The organism is Labrenzia sp. THAF35 (assembly GCF_009363595.1).
Classification (GTDB): Bacteria; Pseudomonadota; Alphaproteobacteria; order Rhizobiales; family Stappiaceae; genus Roseibium; species Roseibium algicola.
Genome location: NZ_CP045380.1, coordinates 3197690 through 3218717, shown reverse-complemented (window position 1 = coordinate 3218717; position 21028 = coordinate 3197690). Strand labels below are relative to the sequence as shown.

Sequence of the window (21028 nt, the reverse complement as noted above, 5' to 3'; positions counted from 1 at the left end):
GCCTACCTCAGCTTCAAGGTTGCGAGGCCGAGCAGGGCAAGCACGACGGAAATGATCCAGAAGCGGATCACCACCTGGCTTTCGGTCCAGCCCATGATCTCGAAATGATGGTGGATCGGCGCCATGCGGAAGACCCGCTTGCCGGTCAGCTTGAACGAGAACACCTGCACGATGACCGACACGGCTTCGAGCACGAAGAGGCCTCCAATGATGGCCAGAACAATCTCGTGCTTGGTGGCAACCGCGATCGCGCCGATCATGCCGCCGAGAGCAAGTGATCCGGTGTCACCCATGAAGATGGCGGCCGGAGGGGCGTTGAACCACAGGAAGCCGAGACCCGCGCCAATCACGGCACCACAGATGACAGCAAGTTCGCCTGTGCCGGCAACGTGGTGGATCTGGAGATAGCTGGCAAAAACCGCATTACCGGAAAGATAGGCAATCAGGCCGAAGGAAGCGCAGGCGATCATCACCGGTACGATTGCCAGACCATCGAGACCGTCGGTCAGGTTGACCGCGTTCCCCGCGCCAACCATCACGAAGGCCGCGAAGGGAATGAAGAAAAGACCGAGATTGAGCGTCAGATCCTTGATGAAGGGAAAGGTGATCGCTTCCGAGTATTCGGACACATCCAGAAGGGTAACCGCGAAGGCGGCGCCGCCCGCGATCAGGAACTCCAGGCCCAACCGGGCCTTGCCGCCAAATCCCTTGTGCGAGGACTTGGTGACCTTCAGGTAGTCATCATAAAAACCGATGCCGCCGAACCCGAGGGTGACGCCGATGACCACCCAGACGTAAGGGTTGGAAAGATCCGACCAAAGCAATGCCGCGACCAGGGCCCCTGACAGGATCATCAACCCGCCCATGGTGGGCGTGCCTTTCTTGGTCAGCAGATGGCTTTCAGGTCCGTCGGCGCGGATCGGCTGCCCATGCCCTTGCCGGATCCGAAGACTGGCGATGATTTTCGGTCCGAACAGGAAAACGAAAAACAGCGCGGTCATGATCGCGCCACCGGTTCGGAAAGTGATGTAACGGAACACGTTCAGCGCTGAAATCTGATCCGCGAATTGCCCCAAGAAATAAAACATCCAATGCCCCTTACGCCGCTGCGGTGTCGTCCGCAGGCGGATATTCTTTTTTCAAGGCCTCGACAAGCGGGCCCATCCGGGTTCCGAGCGATCCCTTGATCATAACAACATCACCGGAACGGACGTCGCCCAAAAGCACGTCTTCCAGATCTTTTGCTTCTTCGCAGTAGTGTCCGCGCAGGTCATGCGGCAGCAGCTTCCAGAGCGCATGCATGTGCGGGCCCGCGCAATAGACCGCGTCGATATCGGCGTCGGTAATCGGCTGGAGCAACTCCGCATGCAAACGGTCGGCATCGGTCCCCAGTTCGCGCATGTCTCCAATGACGGCAATACGGCGACCCGGCCTTGTGACAGGCGCCTCACCCAGCACGGCAAGTGCTGCCTTCATAGATGCGGGATTGGCGTTGTAGCTCTCGTCGATAAGGTTGAACTCGCCCTTCTGCATGGGCAGACGGGTCACCTCGCCGCGCCCCTTGGGTGCGCGCATGGAATCGAGTGCCAGTCCTGCTTTTGCAAGATCCGCCCCCAGATCCACGACCGCGGTCAAGACCGCCAGGCTGTTCTTGACGTGGTGTTTGCCCGACGCCCCGATCTTGTACGTGATTTCCTGGCCCAGAATGCTGGCGTCGACACTCGATCCGGCCGGATAGGAAACGGCCTTCTGGAGATGGCTGTCTGCCGAGGGGTCTTCGCCAAATGTTTGGATTTTTGAAACACCGGCAGCAGCTGCCAGAAACTTCAGCAGGTCAAATTGCAGATTGTCCTTGTTCAGGATCGCAATCCCACCAGGCTCCAGTCCGTCGAAAATTTCGGCCTTTGCCTTGGCTATCTGCTCGACGCTGTCGAAGAATTCCAGGTGTACCGGCTGAACGGTGGTGATGATCACCACGTGCGGGCGCACCATCTTTACCAGTGGCGAGATTTCGCCCGCATGGTTCATGCCGATCTCGAAGACACCGAAATCCGTGTCGGCGGGCATGCGTGCCAATGTCAGCGGTACGCCCCAATGATTGTTGAAGGAGGCAACCGAGGCATGAACCTTGCCGGATTCTGTCAGTGTCAGGCGTAGCGCTTCCTTCGTGCCGGTCTTGCCGACAGAACCGGTAACCGCGACAATCCGGGCATTACTGCGGGACCGCGCTGCGACACCGAGCTTGCGCATGGCTTCAAGCGGATCATCCACAACCACGTAGCGGCCATCTTCGGGCAGATCGGACAAGCGATCCTCGCCAACCAGCGCCACCGATGCGCCGGCTTCTAGTGCGGCAGCAACATAATCGTGCCCGTCCAGACGGTCGCCGGTGATCGCGACGAATGCATCACCCGGCTCCAGCGTCCGGCTGTCTATGGATATACCGGTAATTTCAGCGCCAGCATCACCCTGAAGGCGGCCACCGGCAGCTTCAACAAAGGCATCAAGGGTCCAAAGCGGGTCGCTCATGTGTTTCCTTCAAGACTGATGGCGCGCTTTACGGCTTCGTGATCGGAAAAGGGAATCACTGTGTCGCCAACAATCTGGCCCGTTTCGTGACCTTTTCCGGCCACACACAGGATATCGCCATCCTTTAGGCGGCGAACTCCCTCTGCGATCGCTTCATACCGGTCGCCAATCTCCATTGCATCGGGAGCGCCACCCAACACCGCCTTGCGAATGGTCGCCGGGTCTTCCGAGCGCGGGTTGTCGTCCGTGACGATAACCAGATCGGCCCTGCGAGCCGCGACTTCCCCCATCAGCTCGCGTTTTCCGGGGTCCCTGTCGCCACCGGCGCCGATGATCACGGACAGCTTGCCACGGGCAAACGGCTTCAAAGCCGCAAGGGCGTTATCAAGCGCGTCCGGCTTGTGGGCGTAATCGACAAAAACCAGCCCGCCTGCTGGCGTCTTGCCGGCAAGTTCAAGACGGCCCGGAGCCCCCTTCAGGTTTTCAAGGGCCCGCAAGGCAGTTCCCGTGTCGATGCCAGCGGCAATCGCGAGACCGGCAGCAATCAGTGCGTTGGAAACCTGGAAGCGACCGATCAGGGGCAGCGTCACCTTGTATTCGCCGCGCGCACTCTGGATCGTCAGTTCCTGCCCTGCCCCCATCGGCTTCAGGCCGGTCAGGGTGAGGTTCCGGCCAGTTTCTCCGACCGTGAAGAGCGGCAATCCTCGCTCCTGCGCGACCGCCATGACCTTGTCAGCATATTTCTCACCCGGATCGCAGACCACTGTGCCGCCTGACGGAAGCAACTCTTTGAACAGGCGAAGTTTTGCATTCAGGTAATGCTCGATCGTCGGATGATAGTCCATGTGATCGCGGCCAAGATTGGTGAAAGCGGCTGCCGTCAGCCGAACACCGTCCAGCCGGTACTGATCGAGACCGTGCGACGAAGCTTCAAGCGCCGCGTGATTAACACCTTCTTCTTCCAGCTCTGCCAACTGCTTGTGCAAGGCAACCGGGTCCGGCGTTGTCAGGCCGCCGTAGCTTTCTCCATCCGGCTTGATAACACCCAGTGTACCAAGACTTGCCGCTGGGTGACCGGCGGCCTGGAAAATCTGGCGGGCGAAATGAGCAACGGATGTCTTGCCCGCAGTTCCGGTGACGGCAACGATAGTGTCAGGTTGAGCTCCGTAGAAACGGGCCGCCATTCTTGCAAAAACCTGACGAGGCTCTGCGGCACTGACAACGGCAACCGTGTTCGGCACCTGTGCACGCACTGCATCTGCGGCCTCTTCAGCACACAGAATGGCAATTGCCCCGGCCGCTGCTGCGTCCGGGGCGAATTTTGTCCCGTCGACGGAAGCCCCCTTGAAGGCGGCAAACAAGAAGCCCGGCTGAACTTTGCGGCTATCAGCCGTCAGCCCCGTAATTTTCCGGGCCTCTGCCGCTTCGGGCAAGGTCAGCCCGGCAGCTAAATACTCAAGATCCATCTCACCCGATCATCCGGTTTGTGCGTCGTCATTAATGAGCTTTTTCGGAAAACCGGATTTCGGCTGCGACCCCGCCGGTTTTCAAAGCTCAACTCGTCTCCTTAATAGGAAATCTCGATTGGTTCATCCCCTTTGCTGAACCGCGGCATCACACCAAGCATGGGAGCCGAGCGGCGAACGATTGCGCCAACCATCGGCGCAGCGTTCAGACCAGCCGTCGCACCAATACCGTCGCGTTCCGGTTTCGGCTCGTCGATAACGACCAGAACCACGTAGCGCGGGTCGTCCATCGGGAAGGCCGACAGGAACGAGTTGCGGCGCTTGTTGTTGACATATCGACCGTTCTCGATCTTCTCCGCAGTGCCCGTCTTGCCACCGACCGTGTAGCCCGGGACATCGGCCCGGCGGCCCGAACCGGAGAGCACGTTCAGCCTGAAGAGATAACGCATCATGCGGCTCGTTTCCGGAGAAACGACTTGTTTGCCAAGCTTTTGCACGTCTTCGGGGCTTCTCGGCAGGAAGGTTGGCGGAAGCAGGACACCACCATTCACCAGCGCCGCGGCGGCAACGGCGGTCTGCATCGGCGTTACCGAGATACCGTGCCCGAACGAGATGGTCATCGCCGCTAGTTCGTTCCATTTCGGCGGCAGCAGCGGCGCTGCATTTTCCGGCAACTCGGTCTGCAGACGATCAGTCAGGTGCAGGCGCTTCAGGAAGTCCTGCTGGCGCGCAATACCGGTCGCCAGCATCATTTTTGCGGTGCCGATGTTGGATGAATAGATGAAGATTTCAGGCACCGACAGGATGCGGTGTTTCCCGTGGAAATCCGAAATCGTGCGGCCGCCTGCCCTGATCGGACGGGTCGCATCGAAGCTGTCATTGATCGAAACAGCCCCCGAATCCAGCGCCATCGCGGTGGTGAAGGTCTTGAAGACCGATCCCATTTCAAAGACACCACCGGTTGCCCGGTTCAGGCGGTCCTTTTCCAGGGCCTGGGCCCGGTCGTTCGGGTCATAGTCCGGCAGAGAGGACATGGCGACCACTTCGCCGGTCTTCACATCCAGAACGATACCGGCCGCGGCGATCGCCTTGTAGCGTTCCATCGCCTTCACGAGCTCATCGCGCACGACATGCTGGACGCGCAGGTCGACGGACAGCTTCACCGGCTCCATCGTACGGTCCGACGTAAAGCCAAGCGATTGAAGGTCCCTCAACCAGGAGTCATCGATGTATTTTTCGATCCCGGCGAGGCCCTGATTGTCGACGTTGACGGAACCAACGATATGGCCCGCGGTCGGCCCACCCGGATAGAAACGCTGGTTTTCCGAAAGGAAGCCGATACCCGGCAGGCCGAGATTGTGAACTCTTTCTGCCTGCTGCGGGGTCATTTCACGTTTCAGCCAGACGAAGCCGGCGCCACTTTCCAGACGGCGACGCACGAGACCCTCGTTCAGATCCGGCACGATACGGATCAACCCCTCGACCGCCTCGTCCACATCCATGATGCGGCGCGGTTCAGCGTAAAGCGAAGCCGTCTTGATGTCGGTAGCAAGGATCTCGCCGTTCCTGTCGATCAGGTCCGGACGGGAGGCGGCAACGGAATCCTGCGCCGAAATCCAGGCATGGGACGGCGCCTCTTCCATTTGCGCCAGCATGACCAGCCGGCCCGCGATCGCAACATAGACGCAGGCAAAGGCAAGCATGGCCACATAGACACGGGATTTGACCGCGCTGGCGGAGACGGAGTCCCTTGTCGCCCGCGGATGAGCCCGTCTTACCTGAAGGAAGCTGGCCGGTTCACTAACCATCGTCATGACCGCGCCCTCACTGGATCACAGCAGACGAGCCGGCATAGCCGCCCATCTGACTGCCACCGATTGGCTCCAGCATCACAGGACGCGCCGGGAGATCTTCCGTTGTCACGATCTGCTTCACATCAAGCGGTTCAAGAAGAAGATAATCGTTATAGCGTTCGACAAGGGACTGCAGCCGGTCCGGCTTGTTGAGAAGGCTCCACTCCGCCTTCAGATGACGAATGGAGTCGCGCTCCTCATCGATCTGCCGCTTCAGATCGGCAACCTTCTCCGCAGACTTCGTCGCCGCGAGCTTCATGTCATAGACCGTCGCCGCGCCGATCACGACCGCCAGTATGAACACGATGTTCAGCGTTCGAACCATATTAGCCCCCTAGCCCATGGAAGGCTGCGAGACGTGGGACACCCGCCTGATGGATGTCCAGCTCTCGCGCCTCAGCTTCGGTCCGCCGCCCGGCCCGAAGCTTCGCGGATCTTGCCCGCGGATTGATGTCCGTTTCAGCGTCGGCAGCTTCCACCGCCTTGCGCGTCAACAATTCGAATGTCGCCGGAGGCACGTCTTCCTCCGGCATATGTCGTGATCCGCCACCGCGGGTCCGGGTCCGATCCTGGAAGAACCGCTTGACGATACGGTCTTCGAGGGAATGGAAACTCACCAGCACAAGGCGTCCGCCCGGCTTCAGAATCCGCTCGGCCGCGCCCAGCGCTTCAGCCGCCTGATGCAACTCGCCGTTCACATAGATCCGCAGCGCCTGGAAGGTTCGCGTTGCCGGATGGATCTGTGCCTTCTTGGGCGACCGGCCAAGCACCTTTTCGATCAGGTTCGCCAGCTCCAGGGTTCGGGTGAACGGCTTTTCCTTGCGGGCCCTGTCGATGGCGTGCGCAACTGTCGTCGCCCGCTTTTCCTCGCCCAACAGACCGATGACGCGGATCAGATCCTTCACTGGCAGCTCATTGACGACATCCGCAGCCGATGGCCCGGCCTGCTCCATACGCATGTCCAACGGCCCATCGCGCAGGAATGAAAAGCCGCGATCAGCCTCATCAAGCTGCATGGAAGAAACGCCGAGATCGAGAACCACACCGTCGACACCATCGAAACCGCAACCGCGGGCATGCGTTTCAAGACCCGCAAATTGACCCGGCACGAGCATCAGCCGGCCTTCGGAAGCCTTCACAAGCTCCTGCCCGCCGGCAATCGCGTCCGGATCCCGGTCGATACCGATCACATGGGCACCACGCTCCAGAATTGCGCGGGAATAACCTCCGGCACCGAAAGTACCGTCGACAATCACCTCGCCGGGCTGCGGTGCAAGCCACTCCAGAACCTCTTTCAGGAGAACCGGCACATGGCGCTCGGGTCCGCCAGCGTCAGGAGCAACGTCTCTGTCGCCGAGCGCCATCATACCGGCTCTCCCTGAGAGGATGCGGAGCTTTGCCCCGACAGCATCGCGAGCGCACGCCGTTGGGCCTCTGCGCGGTACTCGCGAAACTTTTCAGGTTCCCAGATCTGGAACTTGTAATTCATGCCGACGAAGGTGACCTGGTCGGTAATTCCGGTGTGTTCGCGGATCATGTCGGAAATGGTCATGCGGCCATCCCCATCGATCCTCGGGTTTTCACTGGCACCGAACAGGGCGATCGCCAGTGCATCATGATCGGGAGAGAGCTTTGCAAAGGCTTCCGAGCGCTTGTTGATTTCAGCAAGCAGATCGTTTCCGCCCGCGTCGACAGCCGCGCAGTGTGAAGAAGCAATGCAATAAAGGCCTTCAAATCCATCTCTCGCCAATACCGTACGGAAGGGCGCCGGGATCGACACGCGACCCTTGGCATCCAGCCGGTTGGTAAAGTGAGAAACAAAGCCGGCCATTCATCCCCTCGAAACGGGTCCCCACCCGTTCAAATCCCAAGTTCACCCGCAAATGAGAGGAAGGCCGGCAACTTGCCCGGACACGCAATTTGCAAAAACGGCACTTTCAGAACCGTTAAATCGATGTCCATGACCCTACTGAGATGGGCCCGCGCTCCCCATTCTGGGTATTTATGGGATACCATGGGAAATCATGGGCGGTCAATGGAATCTCATGGATTCCGGCTCGATTTGATCGCACACGACCCCGTCGAGAGACCTTAAGGCAAACATGCTTAATGAAGCCTTGACACAATTGGAGAATCGGATTCGCAGGAATACGGAGGTTTTCCGCATCGAAGCCCGGAAAACCGGCAATTTCTGCCTATCTGGAAAGACTTGTGGAGAAAGAAAACCGCCTTCGTGGCGAGTGTCTCAACCGAACCTGAGCGCCCGCCCCGTGGCCCCTGGTGTCTCGCCGAACCGCTCCCGGTAGGCAACCGAGAACCGGCCCAGGTGCCGGTGGCCGGACCGGTAGGCCACCTCTGCCACGGGCAGACTGTGCCCCTCCGACAACAACAGGTGCCGTGCGTAACTCAACCGGACGCCCTGAAGGTACTGAAGCGGAGTACAGCCGTATTCCTGCCGGAACTGCAATTGAAGGTTCCGGGGTGAGGTTCCTGCGTGGGTACTGATATCCAGAAGACTGATGTCGTCGGCAAAACGCTCGCCGATCAGGCTGACCGCACGCTTCAGGATGGCCGGTGACCTGCCGGTCTCCCGCCGTTCCAGCAGCGGCGACGCGGTGTTCGGCTGAAATTCCAGCAGCGCTCCGACAAGGGCTTCTTCCAGATGGCGTTGTTCCGGGCTCCCTTCCCCCTGAAAAACCCGCCCTTCCTCGACTGCGCCCAGAACACCGCGCAAGCGACGGCGCCAGGCAGCACCCGCGCGAGACAGAAGATTGAATTCGGGTTCGAAGCGAACCTGACCAACACTCACACCGGCCATTCTGCTTGCAACTTCCTGCAGGAAACCGGTCTCGATCTGAAGAAGGATCTGCTGGCAGCCGGCATGCCAGCGCATGGCTGTGTGCCGGTCCGGATTGAGAATGGAGGCAACCTTCGGCGTGGACACCATGGAACGACAACCATTGCGGACCTCAGCCGTGCCGGCAATTGGAAGCTGGATCAGGTAGAACTCGGCAAGTTCTCCTGGCTCGATCGCCACATCAGCGCCATACCGCAGGTAGTTGAGGGAAAGATGCTGCCCACGCACCCGGTTCTGGCAGGCATCAAACCTGTCGGATGCCGAAAAACGCCCCAGGCGATGATTGCAGAAGTGACGGGCAACGATTTCCCTGGCTTCGTCCACATCCGTGGTTTCGAAGCATTTGAAGCGATCGAGCGGCGTTTTGCTTTCTGCCTGAGACAACATTGTGGAAGCATGCCGCTGCTGCGAGGCCCTTTCAAGCGCCACCTTGTGTGCCATGCGTCATTTTACTGCATCCAGCCAAGTAATTTCGCTTTCTGGATAAAGAAATCCATCGAGCCGCGCTTAGCCTTTCTCCTGTCGAAAGACCAAAGCGCACCAAATGAGCGATGAGGGGAACAATCATGCAAGATGGCGCAGGCATTACCGCAGCTAACGCGGGACTGGACAATATCAGCTGGAATGTGGTCGGGCACACCTATACGCCGAAACTCCTGAGCGGCAACGCCTTCATCTGGCATGCGCTCATTCCGGCGGAGACCTTTGTCCCACCTCACATACATCCGACCCAGGACGAATGGATCGTGATGCTGGATGGGGAGCTGGAAGTCGAAATGGGTGGTCAGACCCACAAGGCAAAGGCGGGCGACACGATCCGCATGCCGATGGGTGAAGCCCACGGCATCTTCAACAGGTCCGGCAAGACGGCCACCTGTGTCTTCGGCGTTGCGCCGTCCCGTAAACTCTTCGAACTCTTCGGCGCGCTCAACGGCGTGACAGATCCGGCTGAACTGGTCCGGCTTTCCGCCTTGCATGAGGTCGACTTTCTGCCGCCTCCCGATCAGGCCTGAGCCAACACGGCCAGATCCAGCTTTTGACGTGACGGGGTGGATTGCCGGCAGATACCACACTGCCGGCGCCCCCTGAGGCGAGAGGACATCGAGAATGACGAAACGCAAGACTGTCGCCGTAATCGGCGGCGGCGTGAGCGGGCTTGCGGCTGCAAAAGCCTTTGACGAACGCGGGCACCGGGTGATGGGCTTCGAGCGAAGCCACGATTTCGGTGGTGTCTGGGAACTGTCGCGGTCCTATCCGGACGTGCAGACCCAGTCGCCCAAGGACCTTTACCGCTTCACCGACCTGCCCATGCCGGACGACTATCCTGAATGGCCGAAAGGGCCTCAGGTACATGCCTATTTGCATGCCTATGCGACAAAACACAAACTCGGCCGCCTGTTCCGGCTGAACACCAATGTCCTGTCCATGGATCGCCGCAAGGATGGCAATCCGGGCTGGACGCTGACACTTGAGGCGGCCGGCAGAACCTGGTGCGAAGATTTCGACTTCGTCGCCATCTGCACCGGCCAGTTTTCGGACAAGAACGTCATTTCCCACCCTGGGCAAGAAGCCTTCGAGGCCGCCGGCGGCCAGGTGCTGCACAGCTCGGACTATACCGACAGCAGCATGGCGCGGGGCAAACATGTGATCGTCCTCGGCGGCTCCAAATCCGCGACCGACCTGGTGGTCAACGCCGCCAGAAACGGTGCGAAATCGGTCACGCTGGTCTACCGGGAACCGGTCTGGCGCGTGCCCTATTTTGTCGGCGGCATCAATTTCAAACGCCTGCTCTACATGCGCGCCCAGGAACAGCAGTTCAACGGCTGGGGCCGGACCGGCCTTGCAAAAGCGGTCTCTGCTGCCTTCAAGCCATTGATCTGGGCAAATTTCAGAGGGCTGGAAACCCTGCTCAAGTTTCAGCTCAAGTTGAAGAAATGGGACATGGTTCCGGATATCCCGATCGAAAAGGACGCCTCCTGTTCGTTGCCGATCGTGACACCGGGGCTTTTCGAAGGTTTTGAAGCGGGCAGCATCCGCCCGGTTCGAGGAACCTTCGCGCGCTATGAGAATGGCCAGGTCATCCTGTCCACGGGAGAAGCACTGCCCTGTGATCTGGCTGTGCTGGCCGTGGGCTGGAAACTCGGCATTCCCTATCTGGCGAAGGAATACCGGGACAAACTGATAGAGCCCGACGGGCAATACAGGGTCTACCGTTTGTCGGTGAACCCGGACCTGCCCGACATGGGCTTTGTCGGCTTCAACTCCAGTTTTTGCACCGTGTTGTCGGCGGAAATGATTGCCAACTGGCTGGTTCGCTATGCCGACGGGCAACTGACCCATCAACCGACGGATAGGGAAATGCGCAGCAACATCGACCAGATGCTCCACTGGCGGCGGCGGGAACGGCCGGCTGCCCAGGTCTATGGCGGTCTTTGCTCTGCCCCCTTCCACTTCCGGCACTTCGACGAACTGCTGGCGGATATGGGGGCTGCCAAGCGAAAACGCACGAACCCGTTGGCGGAGCAGTTCTCCTACCCGAACGCAGAAGCTTACGGAACATTTCTTGGCAGCACGCCGCAATATGCAGCGGGCTGAACAGGGAAGGTAAGAGCCAGCCGGCCTGTAAGCCGGGTTCTGTATGGCCCTGCCAGATACGAGACCTGACGCGGACGTGACAGCCATTCATCTGTGACGTCTGTTGCCAGACGCCTATCGCAACCAACCCGGACAACTGGCCTGGAAACCGGCCTGAACCGGATCGCTCCGGTTCGCGCTGTCCCTATTCGGTTTTGCTCCCGGTGGGGTTTACCATGCCGCCGCTGTTGCCAGTTGCGCGGTGGGCTCTTACCCCACCCTTTCACCCTTACCCCGGGAAAATCTCTCGATCTGTCCGGGGCGGTTTGCTTTCTGTGGCACTTTCCCTAAGGTCGCCCTCGCCGGGCGTTACCCGGCACCGTGTTTCCATGGAGCCCGGACTTTCCTCCCCCGCGGCCTTTCGGCACTTGCGGCAGCGGCTGTCCGACCGACTGGCGCATGGGACTTAGGAGGCTTTGCGGGCGAGGTCAAGCGACAGTCGATGCCGTGCTGCGCGAATTCCCGGGATAGCGTCCCGGTCCTGTGTCATTCCGCCAACCTGCCGTCTACTGGCGGCTGCGACTTCGCGCCCCGCCTCACCCGTTCGCACGCTTCACAATCCTCACGCAAGCTAGCTCTTGCAGGGCTATAGGCTGGCAAAACTGTCAAGGTGCCATCGGGCTAGGCACCCAAAAGCCTGCGGCACCCCGGAACGACACAAGAGGAAAACATTTCCAATTATTGTAAAAAATACCAATATAAATTTTTACCACCCCCTCGAAAGATAAAAACTTTTTCCCGTCATTGCCCAAATATTAAGCAATGAGAAACCCATGTGACGGAAGGTAATGGGAACAAACATGGAGCTAAAAATGCGTCAACTGTGCGTCTTCCTGCCTGCGATCATGCTGGCAACTGCAGCCCAGGCTGCGGAAACACCGCCCGATGCGAAAGCGTTGATCCAGCCTGAGATTGTGGAAGCCGTTGCCGAATGGCTTTCCAACCCGATCGTGGCCTTGTCGATCAACGCACAAAACAATTTGCGCGGGTCACTTTCACAGGCAGACATTGACGCACTGGACACCCAATGGCGACAGGAACGCGAGGCAGCGGACAAGCCCCTGATTTCCGCAACCCTGTCCGCCCCCTTGTCGATCTATCTCCTGCGCGTTCAGGCAGGGTCCCTCGGCCTCTACCCAGAAATCTTCGTCATGGACGCGAACGGTCTGAACGTCGGGCAAAGTGCGATTACCAGCGACTACTGGCAGGGAGACGAGGCCAAGTTCCAAAAGACCTTCCCGAACGGCCCTGAAACCGTTTTCATCGACGAACCGGAATGGGACGACGGAAGCAAGATCTGGCGTGCCCAGCTCAACATGACGATCACTGACCCCGAAACCAAGAAAGCCATCGGGGCTGCAACAGTCGAATTCAACCTGACCGAACTGATGCGTCGTCAGGGTACGGGATCCTAAGCGGGAAATACCATGTTCAAAAATCTATCCGTCAGCAAAAAGATCGCCGCAGGGTTCCTGACGCTCGCATTGGTCGGCGCAGTGGCCGGTGGCATGAGTGCCTATCAGACGAATTCGGCTCTGGATGAAGTCAAGACAGCAAACAACCTGTCGGATCTCAACGTGGAAACGGCTGAACTCACGGAAAAGATCGCAGCGCAGGCTTTGTCGGTGAAATCCTTTCTGCTCACCGGCAACCGTGATCTTCTCACCCGGTCCCAGGATCTGAACGATGAAATTCTGACAGGGTTTTCGGAAGTCGGCTCACTTGTCGACGCGAGCCTGCCTGAGTTTCAAAGCCATCTCTCCGAACTGAAATCAAGTTGGGAAACCTGGTACAGCCAGATTGCCGCACGCCAGATCGAACTGATGCGCACACCGGAGACGGTCGACATGGCGCGTGCGATTGACCTGACACCGGAAAGCTCGGGTCTCTTGACAGCTGTTCAGCAGCAAAGCCGACAGCTTGCCGACGCGGTTGATGCGGAACGGCAGAAATCGGTTATTGCCCAGAACAGGTCACTGAACACGGTCCAGATCGTCTCGCTCTCCAGCACACTGATCCTCACCGTGCTTGCGATGATCCTCGGCTTCCTCAATCACATCGCGATTTCAGCGCCGCTATCGAGACTGTCCGTCATAACCGACAAGCTGTCGGCCGGAGACACGTCTCAGACGGTTGATATCAGCGACCGTAAGGACGAAATCGGTCTTCTCGGCCGCGCGCTCGGCGTCTTCCGCGAAAACCTGATCCGCACACGCGAACTTGAGCAACAGGCTGAAGCGGAACGCATCAACGCCGAACGCATCAAGCGCGAGGAAATGGAGAAGGTTGCCAGCGACTTCGAAGCAACTGTCCTCAACATCTGCGACGGGATGATTACACGACTGGATGCGCTGACCAGTTCCGCCGGATCACTGTCAACGATTGCCAACAACACCACGGACCAGGCCCTGGCCGTTTCGGCAGCAGCAGAACAGGCAACCACCAACGTGAATACCGTTGCCAGTGCGACAGAGGAACTTTCAGCTTCCATCCGTGCAATCACGGAACAGGTGCGATCATCCTCGGAAATCGCCCAGGAAGCGGAACATGAAGTCGGGCGATCCAACGAAGCCGTGGCAACGGTGCAGCAGGTGGTTTCGCGCATCGGCGACGTTACGAAGCTGATCACCGATATTGCCGAACAGACCAACCTGCTCGCCCTCAACGCGACCATTGAAGCTGCCCGTGCCGGCGAGGCCGGAAAGGGCTTTGCCGTTGTTGCATCCGAGGTCAAGGCACTCGCGGAACAGACATCCAAGGCGACGGAGGAAATCGACCGGCAGATCACGGAAATGCGCCAGGCCGCGGATGCTTCGACAGAAGCAACCGAGTCTGTTGCCGGTCTCGTCCAGAAGATTTCGGAAAACACGCACGCCATGTCCGGTGCAGCGGAAGAACAGAACCTGGCAACGACCGAAATCGCCAGCAGCGTCTCCGAAGCCGCACAGGGTACCGAAAGCGTTTCGAGATCCATTTCCGAGGTCAGTGGCGCTGCCAGCGAAACGGCAAACCTGAGCTCGGACATGAATGCGGCTGTCGGCGAATTGCATGAACAGTCCAATACACTGCGCCACGCCATGCAGGACTTCCTGGGCAAGGTGCGGGCAGCGTAACCAGCCTTGATCGAGCCCTGTAATGGGTTTCACGGTCTCGGTAAAAATACTGCGTCGCACAAACTTCATTTCTCTTGTGCGACGCCAGCGGCTAACGTCCCCTTAGGATTTCATTCCGGGGGACGTTTTCGTGAAACACGCGATCAAGACGCAGGAAGCTGCGGACCTCATTCCAGACGGAGCCACCCTGCTGGTGGGAGGTTTCATGGGGGTGGGTTCGCCCCACCGGTTGATTGACGCCATCGTGGCGAAAGGCACCAGAAACCTGACGATTGTGGCCAATGACACGGCCATGCCGGGTCGCGGCATCGGCAAGCTCGTCAGCGCAGGTTCGGTTTCAAGGGTGATCGCTTCGCACATCGGCCTCAACCCGGAAACCCAGCAGAAGATGATATCCGGCGAGATTGATGTCGAACTGGTTCCGCAGGGAACCTTGGTCGAACGCATCCGGGCGGCCGGCGTCGGTCTGGGTGGCATCCTGACCCCGACCGGCATCGGCACGCTCGTCGAGGAAGGCAAGCAGAAGATCACCGTCGACGGCAAGGAATATCTTCTGGAAACTCCCATCCATGGCGATTTTGCCCTTTTGGCCGCCTACCGGGCGGACTACGTCGGCAATCTGGAGTATTCCCTCACCGCCCACAATTTCAACCCGACCATGGCTCTGGCGGGCAAGACCGTTATCGCGGAACCGCACACGATCGTACCCGTGGGTGTGATTTCGCCAGATAGCGTGAAAACACCCGGCATTCTCGTCGATCATCTTCTGGAAAGGGCCGCCTGATGGACGACAAGGAAATCATCGCCCGGCGCGTGGCACAGGAAATCAAGGCCGGTACGCTGGTCAATCTCGGCATCGGCCTGCCGTCTCTGGTGGCCAACTACCTGCCGAAGGAAGTGCATGTCTTCTTTCAGGCCGAAAACGGTGTGATCGGCCTGGGTGCCCGCCCGCCGGAAGGGATGGAAGACCCCGACCTCACCGATGCCGGCGGCGGTTTCGTGACCGCCGTTCCGGGAGCTGCCTCCATCGACAGCGCCATGAGCTTCGGCCTGATCCGCGGCGGCCATCTGGACATGACGGTTCTCGGCGGCTTGCAGGTGGACGAACGTGGCTATCTCGCGAACTGGATGATCCCGGGCAAGATGGTTCCGGGCATGGGCGGTGCAATGGATCTTGTGGCCGGCGCCAAACAGGTGATCGTCGCAATGGTTCACACGGCCAAGGGCCACCCCAAGATCCTGAAGGAATGCACACTTCCCCTGACAGCTCGCCGTCGTGTCAGCCTGATCGTGACGGAAATGGCCGTGATCGAACCGACGGACGACGGCCTCGTCCTGCGAGAAACGGGCCCCGGCCTGAGTGTCGATGATGTCATCTCCGCAACAGAAGCCTCGCTGATCGTACATGGGGACGTCCCGACCATGCGGCTTTGAAGGAAGACTGGTCAATGCGCGTGTCCAGTACCAAGCAAACCGGCAAGGGCGTCCACGCCCTCCTCGATCTGCCGTGCATTTGCACCGGCAAAGCCGACAATAAGCCCCGGCCGCCCTCCTTCGGCTAGATAACAATTGCTGAGCGGTGAAACGGCAAAGCCGCGGTCCTGCATGGCGACTGCAAGGGCAATATCGTTGACGGGCTCCCGGAACATGACCGTCAACTGCACATTGCCTGTAAGAGGCGCAACTTCCACACGATTGCCCAGCCTCTGCCGTAACGCGCCGGCGAGCATCGTCCCTCGCTCCAGATAGACCGGACGGATCTGTTTCAGGTGCTTCTGATAGGCCCCGCAATCCATGAAGTGTGCGAGTGCAGCCTGGGCCTGAACATTGGCAGAACAGCCGATATTGCGCATGGTTTGGGTGAGCGGGGCCACAAGAACCTCCGGCACGACGCAATAGGCAATCCGGAGCCCGGGGAGCAGGCTCTTCGCGAACGTGCCCATGTAAACAACCTGTCCCTCATCCGCCAGTCCGTGCAGCGCAGCCACAGGCCTGCCCTCGAACAGGAACTCGCTGTCATAGTCGTCTTCCAGGATCACCGCGCCGCAGGTACGGGCAACATCAAGAAGCATCAGACGCCTCGCCAAGGGCATGCGTGCTCCAAGGGGATAGTGATGGGACGGTGTGACATAGATCAGCTTCGGCGGCTGATCCAGATGGGCCATCTTCGACGCGTCCGCGCCCTCGCCGTCGGTTGGCAGCGGCCGGATCGTCAGACCTGCCCCGGAAAAGGCCGTCCGCGCGCCGAGGTAGCCTGGTTCTTCCAGCCAGACGTCGTCGCCCGGATCAGTGAGCACCTGGCTGAGCATCGTCAGACTGGCCTGTGTTGAGCTGGTGACGAGAATCCGATGAGGGTCAGCCCGAACCCCGCGTTCGGCCGCAAGGTGCCGGGCGATCTGCCGCTTGAGCGCCTCAAGACCGGCAAAATTCTGATAGTGGAGATCCGCGCTGCGCTCGAGCCGGGCGGCCCTGCGCAGTGATCTTGCCCATTCCTCGTAGGGAAACAGATCAAGTGCCGGCGCACCCGGTTGCAAGCCTCCCTGGCGATAGGCCCACCCCTCGCCGCGCAAGTTGGCACTCAATGTCCTGCCTCGTTGCGACAGCTTCAGCCCGGATGCTTCCACCTTGCGCTGCGCCTGCACACCTTCCAGCACCAGCCCTTCGGTAATGCGGGGAGCAGCGCCGGTACGCACGGTGATCACACCTTCGGCTTGCAGAAGGTCATAAGCCGTGTTGACGGTGTTGCGTCCAACGTTGAGCGACGCCGCCAACCGCCGCGTGGATGGCAACTTTGTTCCCGACCGCAGCAAGCCTGTGCGCACGGCGTCACGAAAGCCGCGATAGATCTGTTCCGCCAATGGCACGTCTGCCGACCGCTCAAGAGACAGGATGCCTTCAGGAAAAACTGGTTCTGTCATTTTCCAAAAACCGGACCTTCTTTGGAGCCAATTTATCGGACAAACAGCACAACACAAGACAAACAGTCAATTGGAGACGAGACCATGGCCACTCTGGAGAAACGCCAGGCAGCGGATCTGCCCCGTTATACCAAGATCCGCCAGATGAACCGCGGCGGATACGACAGGACCGTTGCCTACGACATCCTGGATGCGGGCCTTGTCGCCCATTGCGGCTTCATTCACGAAGACCGACCGATGGTGATCCCGATGGCATATGCCCGGATCGACGACCGCATCTATATTCATGGAGCGAGCACCACCCGCATCATCAAGTCAAACGCGGAAGGCGTACCGGCGAGCCTTACCGTGACACTAGTAGATGGTCTGGTGGTCGCGCGTTCCGCTTTCCATCATTCCATGAACTATCGCTGCGCGATCGTGCATGGCACGGCGAGGCTTGTCGAAAGCGAACAGGAACAGATCGAGGCCCTGGCCGCTATCACCGACCATCTTCTGCCTGGCCGCTGGGATGAATGCCGCGAAATGATGCCGAAGGAACACAAGGCAACCGGTGTGCTTGTCATGGATATCGACCATGTCAGCACGAAGGTCCGCACAGGCGGACCGGTGGACGACAAGGAAGATCTCGGGACCGATATATGGGCTGGTGTGGTGCCTGTGGTGACCGCACTCGGCCAGCCTCTATCGGCACCTGATGTGCCTGCCGAAACGCCGGTTCCCGCCTCGGTTCCAGCCGCCCGTAGGAAGTTCGCATAAGCTGACAGCCTTCAGCACACAAACAGAAAACCCCGCCGGAAATCCCGACGGGGTTTTCAGTTTGCCCACGGCTGACCGCCCTGCTGCTTTTAGCTGGAGGCCAGGATCTGCTTGACCTTGGAACAGTAGCGCTTGCTGACCGGGTTCATCCGTTTTGCGAAATGACCGGCATTGTAGCGCAAGATGGTGCCACAAACGTCGCCGCCCGCCTTCTTGTGCGCGCCGGCAAGGTATTTCATGCCCCATTCCAGATTGGTTTCGGGGTCATAGAGCGCCTTGGTCGACCCGCGGTAGCCGATGCCACGCGCGGTTGCCGGCTTGATCTGCATCAGACCGACTTCACCGGCGCTGCCGCGTGCACGCGGATTGAAGTTGCTCTCCACCTGGACCACTGCCTTGGCGATCTTGACCGGCACACCATGTTTGGCGGCGGCCTTACGGATGAGCTTGGCGTATTTGTCGTTGCTGACAACAGCCGTCCGCTTCGGGGACACCTTGCGCGTCAGGCTTGCAGTTCTTGTCTTCTTGGCAGGTTTTTCCTGCGTTTCCTGCTTGCTCGATTCAATGATGTGCAGGATCGGTTTGGAACCAGAGCCGACCGACGGCTTGGCTTCGGCAGGTTCGCTCTTCTTGTCCGGGTCGATGATATGGAGGATCGGCTCCGACCCGGAACCCGTACCTTTAGCCATTGCAGCCGGTGCTGCAAGAGTGGTTGCATAGGCGAAAAGGCACAGCGCCCCAGTAAGTGTCTTGAATGACCGTAACATTCAGTCCAGCCCTTTTGGTTTTCGTTGCGTTGAAATCAGGCGGGAGAAATGCCGGAGCTATTGGACGAAAATGGGCGCTAATACATCACGAATTATTTCAAATTATTACATAAAATTACAGGAATTTAATGCTGTTCTTAGTCATTTTCTGTAGTTTGTGGCCAAAATTAGCAAGCAATTCGGCAATGGATGGGCCATCAGAAGAAATTCTGTGACCACTCGTGGCGCAGAGCCGCCTAAAAATGCTGCGTTGCGGGAACTAATTTTGTTGACTGCGCGTTTATTTCGTTGGTCCGAACTCGCAACCGCACAAGAAAACCATACCGACCGTTCGATCAGGCCGACAGGGAAGGCAGCTTGCGCAGCAGCGCATGCAACGTTTCGATGGTCGATTGATCGACGACACCGTCCACCTTCTCTGGTCGGAAATGGCGTTGAAACGCGGCAACCACCTGGCGTGTCTTCAAGTCGAAGTCCCCGGTGATGTCCAGCTCGTAGCCGTAGAGTGCGAGCATCGACTGCACCGCTTCAACAGGCTGGCCGCTGTCGCCCTCCTGCATCAGCAGACCCGCCCCGAGTGGAAACGGTTTTACATATAAACCGATGCCGGCTTCTGACAGGCGATCCCATGGGAACAGTTCACCCGGGTCCTCCTTCCGGGCAGGAGCAATATCCGAATGCGCCAGGACCATCCACGGATGGATCCCGTGACGGGCACAGATATCGCCAACAAGCGCGACAACGGCTTCGATCTGTGGCTCCGGAAACGGTTGATAGCCGTGCTCATGCCCTGGATTGACGATCTCGACGCCGATCGATCGGGAATTGATATCGGTCTCGCCTTTCCAGAAGCTGCGCCCCGCGTGCCAGGCCCTGCGGGATTCCGGCACGCATTGCAGGATGCTGCCATCCTCGTTGACGACATAGTGGGCGGAGACTTCCGAACGATGATCACACAGGCGCTGCAAGGCTTCTTCGCCGGTCGGCATGCCGGTATAATGGAGCACGACCATATCCACAGGGGCTCCCTGCGCCCGCTGTCCGTGGTTGGGAGACGGATGGACCCTGGCCTTCACACCGGTATCAGTCGCAACGCTCATATGCCTCTTTCCGCGCAGATCTTCGCCCAGGCTTCGTTCAGCGCCGCAAGACGATCATTCGCAATCCTGACGAACTCCTCCGGAACGCCTCTTGCGATCAGCCGGTCGGGATGCGTTTCCTGGACCTCGCGGCGGTAATGGGACTTGAGTTCCCCGTCACTTGCCTCCGGCCCCAAACCCAGCACCTCGTAGGGGTTGCCATCATTGCGCACATGTCTGGCGAGTATCCTGGAAAACTCCCGGTCATCGATCCCGAAGACCTCCGCCACTCTGGAAAGGTAGCCTATTTCGCTTTCGTGGACGACGCCGTCAGCTTTCGCAATGTGAAAAAGCCCATCCAGAATGTCGAGCAGCGTCTTGCGGTCGTATGGGAACAGATCCGCCAGTTTCTTGGCATAGACCTCGAAGCCGGCAATGTCTTCCTGCGCCAGATTGAACAGGCGGGCGACATTGCGTTCTTCGTTGGGCGGTACATCGAAAAGTTCGCGGAAAGCGATAATTTCATCGGTGGTCACCACACCATCGGCCTTGGCCATCTTGGCCGACAGCGCAATCATCGCAACGGTGAAGCCGACACTGTTGGTCCCCTCCGGCCGCGCAAGCACGAGCTGGACCAGACGGTCGACGATCTGCGCCCCTCCTGTTCCGATCGAACTTACAATAGCGCCGAGGCTACTCCAGACACTCACACTTCAGCTCCCGCTGGGCCGGTGGGAAAAGGCAGGCAGGAAAGCTTGCCGTGAACCGCATGAATCGATGCGTTGCAGACTCTTATCGGCATGGGCCGGATTTGACCAGATCAACGCTCGCCTGTCCCCATTGGTGCTTCAGCTGGTCGCGCCCCTGGACGAGCGAAAACCGAGTTCCCGCGCGCCGATGTTTTGGACCTTCGAATGGACCACTGCAACACAGCTCCGCAGTTTGCGGACAGCCTGGCCTACCCCGCCATTTTCCGCGGGTTTCCCTTGGGTTTGAGCAACTTTGTGATTCATGATGGTTAAAGGAATTACGCTTAGCCTTTCGCGACTCGTG

19 protein-coding genes and 1 other RNA gene are annotated in these 21028 nt (G+C 59.1%); 7 read left to right on the top strand and 13 right to left on the bottom strand.

Annotation, left to right across the window (positions count from 1 at the left end; all coding sequences use genetic code 11):
• Positions 1 to 2: 2 nt before the first annotated feature.
• The 8 genes from mraY to FIU93_RS14635 all read right to left on the bottom strand — a co-directional run bounded on the left by mraY (position 3) and on the right by FIU93_RS14635 (position 9146).
• A complete protein-coding gene (gene mraY, locus FIU93_RS14670; protein ID WP_023000490.1) occupies positions 3 to 1088 on the bottom strand; it encodes a phospho-N-acetylmuramoyl-pentapeptide-transferase in 1086 nt (361 codons plus the stop codon).
• A 10-nt stretch (positions 1089 to 1098) separates the two neighbouring features.
• Positions 1099 to 2529: a UDP-N-acetylmuramoylalanyl-D-glutamyl-2,6-diaminopimelate--D-alanyl-D-alanine ligase gene (locus FIU93_RS14665; protein ID WP_152506002.1), complete on the bottom strand. Its 1431-nt coding sequence runs from the start codon at positions 2527 to 2529 to the stop codon at positions 1099 to 1101.
• The gene (locus FIU93_RS14660; protein WP_152506001.1) at positions 2526 to 3995 is read right to left on the bottom strand and encodes a UDP-N-acetylmuramoyl-L-alanyl-D-glutamate--2,6-diaminopimelate ligase; all 1470 of its coding nucleotides are present in this window, start codon (positions 3993 to 3995) and stop codon (positions 2526 to 2528) included. Before FIU93_RS14660 ends, FIU93_RS14665 begins: the two co-directional genes overlap by 4 nt.
• Positions 3996 to 4096: 101 nt before the next feature.
• Positions 4097 to 5809 carry a penicillin-binding protein 2 gene (locus tag FIU93_RS14655; RefSeq protein WP_023014553.1) on the bottom strand — a complete coding sequence of 571 codons (1713 nt, stop codon included), beginning with the start codon at positions 5807 to 5809 and terminating at the stop codon, positions 4097 to 4099.
• A gap of 10 nt (positions 5810 to 5819) precedes the next feature.
• Positions 5820 to 6173 carry a hypothetical protein gene (locus tag FIU93_RS14650; RefSeq protein WP_023000486.1) on the bottom strand — a complete coding sequence of 118 codons (354 nt, stop codon included), beginning with the start codon at positions 6171 to 6173 and terminating at the stop codon, positions 5820 to 5822.
• A gap of 1 nt (position 6174) precedes the next feature.
• The gene (rsmH, locus tag FIU93_RS14645; protein ID WP_023000485.1) at positions 6175 to 7215 is read right to left on the bottom strand and encodes a 16S rRNA (cytosine(1402)-N(4))-methyltransferase RsmH; all 1041 of its coding nucleotides are present in this window, start codon (positions 7213 to 7215) and stop codon (positions 6175 to 6177) included.
• A complete protein-coding gene (locus tag FIU93_RS14640) occupies positions 7212 to 7679 on the bottom strand; it encodes a cell division protein MraZ (protein ID WP_023000484.1) in 468 nt (155 codons plus the stop codon). The genes rsmH and FIU93_RS14640 overlap by 4 nt, the downstream gene beginning before the upstream one ends.
• A 414-nt stretch (positions 7680 to 8093) precedes the next feature.
• The gene (locus FIU93_RS14635; RefSeq protein WP_209010130.1) at positions 8094 to 9146 is read right to left on the bottom strand and encodes an AraC family transcriptional regulator; all 1053 of its coding nucleotides are present in this window, start codon (positions 9144 to 9146) and stop codon (positions 8094 to 8096) included.
• 125 nt (positions 9147 to 9271) lie between these two features.
• Here FIU93_RS14635 and FIU93_RS14630 point away from each other — a divergent pair, with 125 nt between their 5' ends.
• Positions 9272 to 9718, top strand: a complete 447-nt coding sequence (locus tag FIU93_RS14630) for a cupin domain-containing protein (RefSeq protein ID WP_152506000.1) — start codon at positions 9272 to 9274, stop codon at positions 9716 to 9718.
• A 94-nt stretch (positions 9719 to 9812) separates the two neighbouring features.
• Positions 9813 to 11300, top strand: coding sequence for an NAD(P)/FAD-dependent oxidoreductase (locus tag FIU93_RS14625; RefSeq protein WP_152505999.1), 1488 nt, complete (start codon positions 9813 to 9815; stop codon positions 11298 to 11300).
• Between the two features lie 12 nt (positions 11301 to 11312).
• On the opposite strand, the gene rnpB is transcribed toward FIU93_RS14625, so the two are convergent.
• Positions 11313 to 11735, bottom strand: an RNA gene (rnpB, locus tag FIU93_RS14620) — RNase P RNA component class A.
• 416 nt (positions 11736 to 12151) lie between these two features.
• Between rnpB and FIU93_RS14615 the strand changes: the two genes are divergently transcribed.
• The 4 genes from FIU93_RS14615 to FIU93_RS14600 all read left to right on the top strand — a co-directional run bounded on the left by FIU93_RS14615 (position 12152) and on the right by FIU93_RS14600 (position 15886).
• Positions 12152 to 12754, top strand: a complete 603-nt coding sequence (locus FIU93_RS14615) for a hypothetical protein (RefSeq protein WP_208993488.1) — start codon at positions 12152 to 12154, stop codon at positions 12752 to 12754.
• Between the two features lie 12 nt (positions 12755 to 12766).
• On the top strand, positions 12767 to 14452 hold the full coding sequence (locus tag FIU93_RS14610; RefSeq protein ID WP_152505998.1) for a methyl-accepting chemotaxis protein: 1686 nt from the start codon (positions 12767 to 12769) through the stop codon (positions 14450 to 14452).
• Between the two features lie 130 nt (positions 14453 to 14582).
• Complete coding sequence (locus tag FIU93_RS14605; RefSeq protein ID WP_077292340.1) at positions 14583 to 15236, top strand: 3-oxoacid CoA-transferase subunit A; 654 nt, start codon at positions 14583 to 14585, stop codon at positions 15234 to 15236.
• Entirely contained in the window at positions 15236 to 15886 is a 651-nt protein-coding gene (locus tag FIU93_RS14600) for a 3-oxoacid CoA-transferase subunit B (RefSeq protein ID WP_023000476.1), read from the top strand. The genes FIU93_RS14605 and FIU93_RS14600 overlap by 1 nt, the downstream gene beginning before the upstream one ends.
• An 11-nt stretch (positions 15887 to 15897) precedes the next feature.
• Here FIU93_RS14600 and FIU93_RS14595 read toward each other — a convergent pair whose 3' ends face one another.
• A complete protein-coding gene (locus FIU93_RS14595) occupies positions 15898 to 17370 on the bottom strand; it encodes a PLP-dependent aminotransferase family protein (protein WP_152505997.1) in 1473 nt (490 codons plus the stop codon).
• Positions 17371 to 17454: 84 nt separating this feature from the next.
• On the opposite strand from FIU93_RS14595, the gene FIU93_RS14590 reads away from it, so the two are divergent.
• Positions 17455 to 18129, top strand: coding sequence for a pyridoxamine 5'-phosphate oxidase family protein (locus tag FIU93_RS14590; RefSeq protein ID WP_152505996.1), 675 nt, complete (start codon positions 17455 to 17457; stop codon positions 18127 to 18129).
• A gap of 89 nt (positions 18130 to 18218) precedes the next feature.
• Here FIU93_RS14590 and FIU93_RS14585 read toward each other — a convergent pair whose 3' ends face one another.
• The 3 genes from FIU93_RS14585 to FIU93_RS14575 form a co-directional block, all read right to left on the bottom strand.
• A complete protein-coding gene (locus FIU93_RS14585) occupies positions 18219 to 18818 on the bottom strand; it encodes a lytic transglycosylase domain-containing protein (protein WP_023000473.1) in 600 nt (199 codons plus the stop codon).
• 413 nt (positions 18819 to 19231) lie between these two features.
• Positions 19232 to 19996 carry an N-acetylmuramoyl-L-alanine amidase gene (locus FIU93_RS14580; protein ID WP_152505995.1) on the bottom strand — a complete coding sequence of 255 codons (765 nt, stop codon included), beginning with the start codon at positions 19994 to 19996 and terminating at the stop codon, positions 19232 to 19234.
• Positions 19993 to 20685: a DnaJ family molecular chaperone gene (locus FIU93_RS14575; RefSeq protein WP_023000471.1), complete on the bottom strand. Its 693-nt coding sequence runs from the start codon at positions 20683 to 20685 to the stop codon at positions 19993 to 19995. Before FIU93_RS14575 ends, FIU93_RS14580 begins: the two co-directional genes overlap by 4 nt.
• Positions 20686 to 21028: the final 343 nt, after the last annotated feature.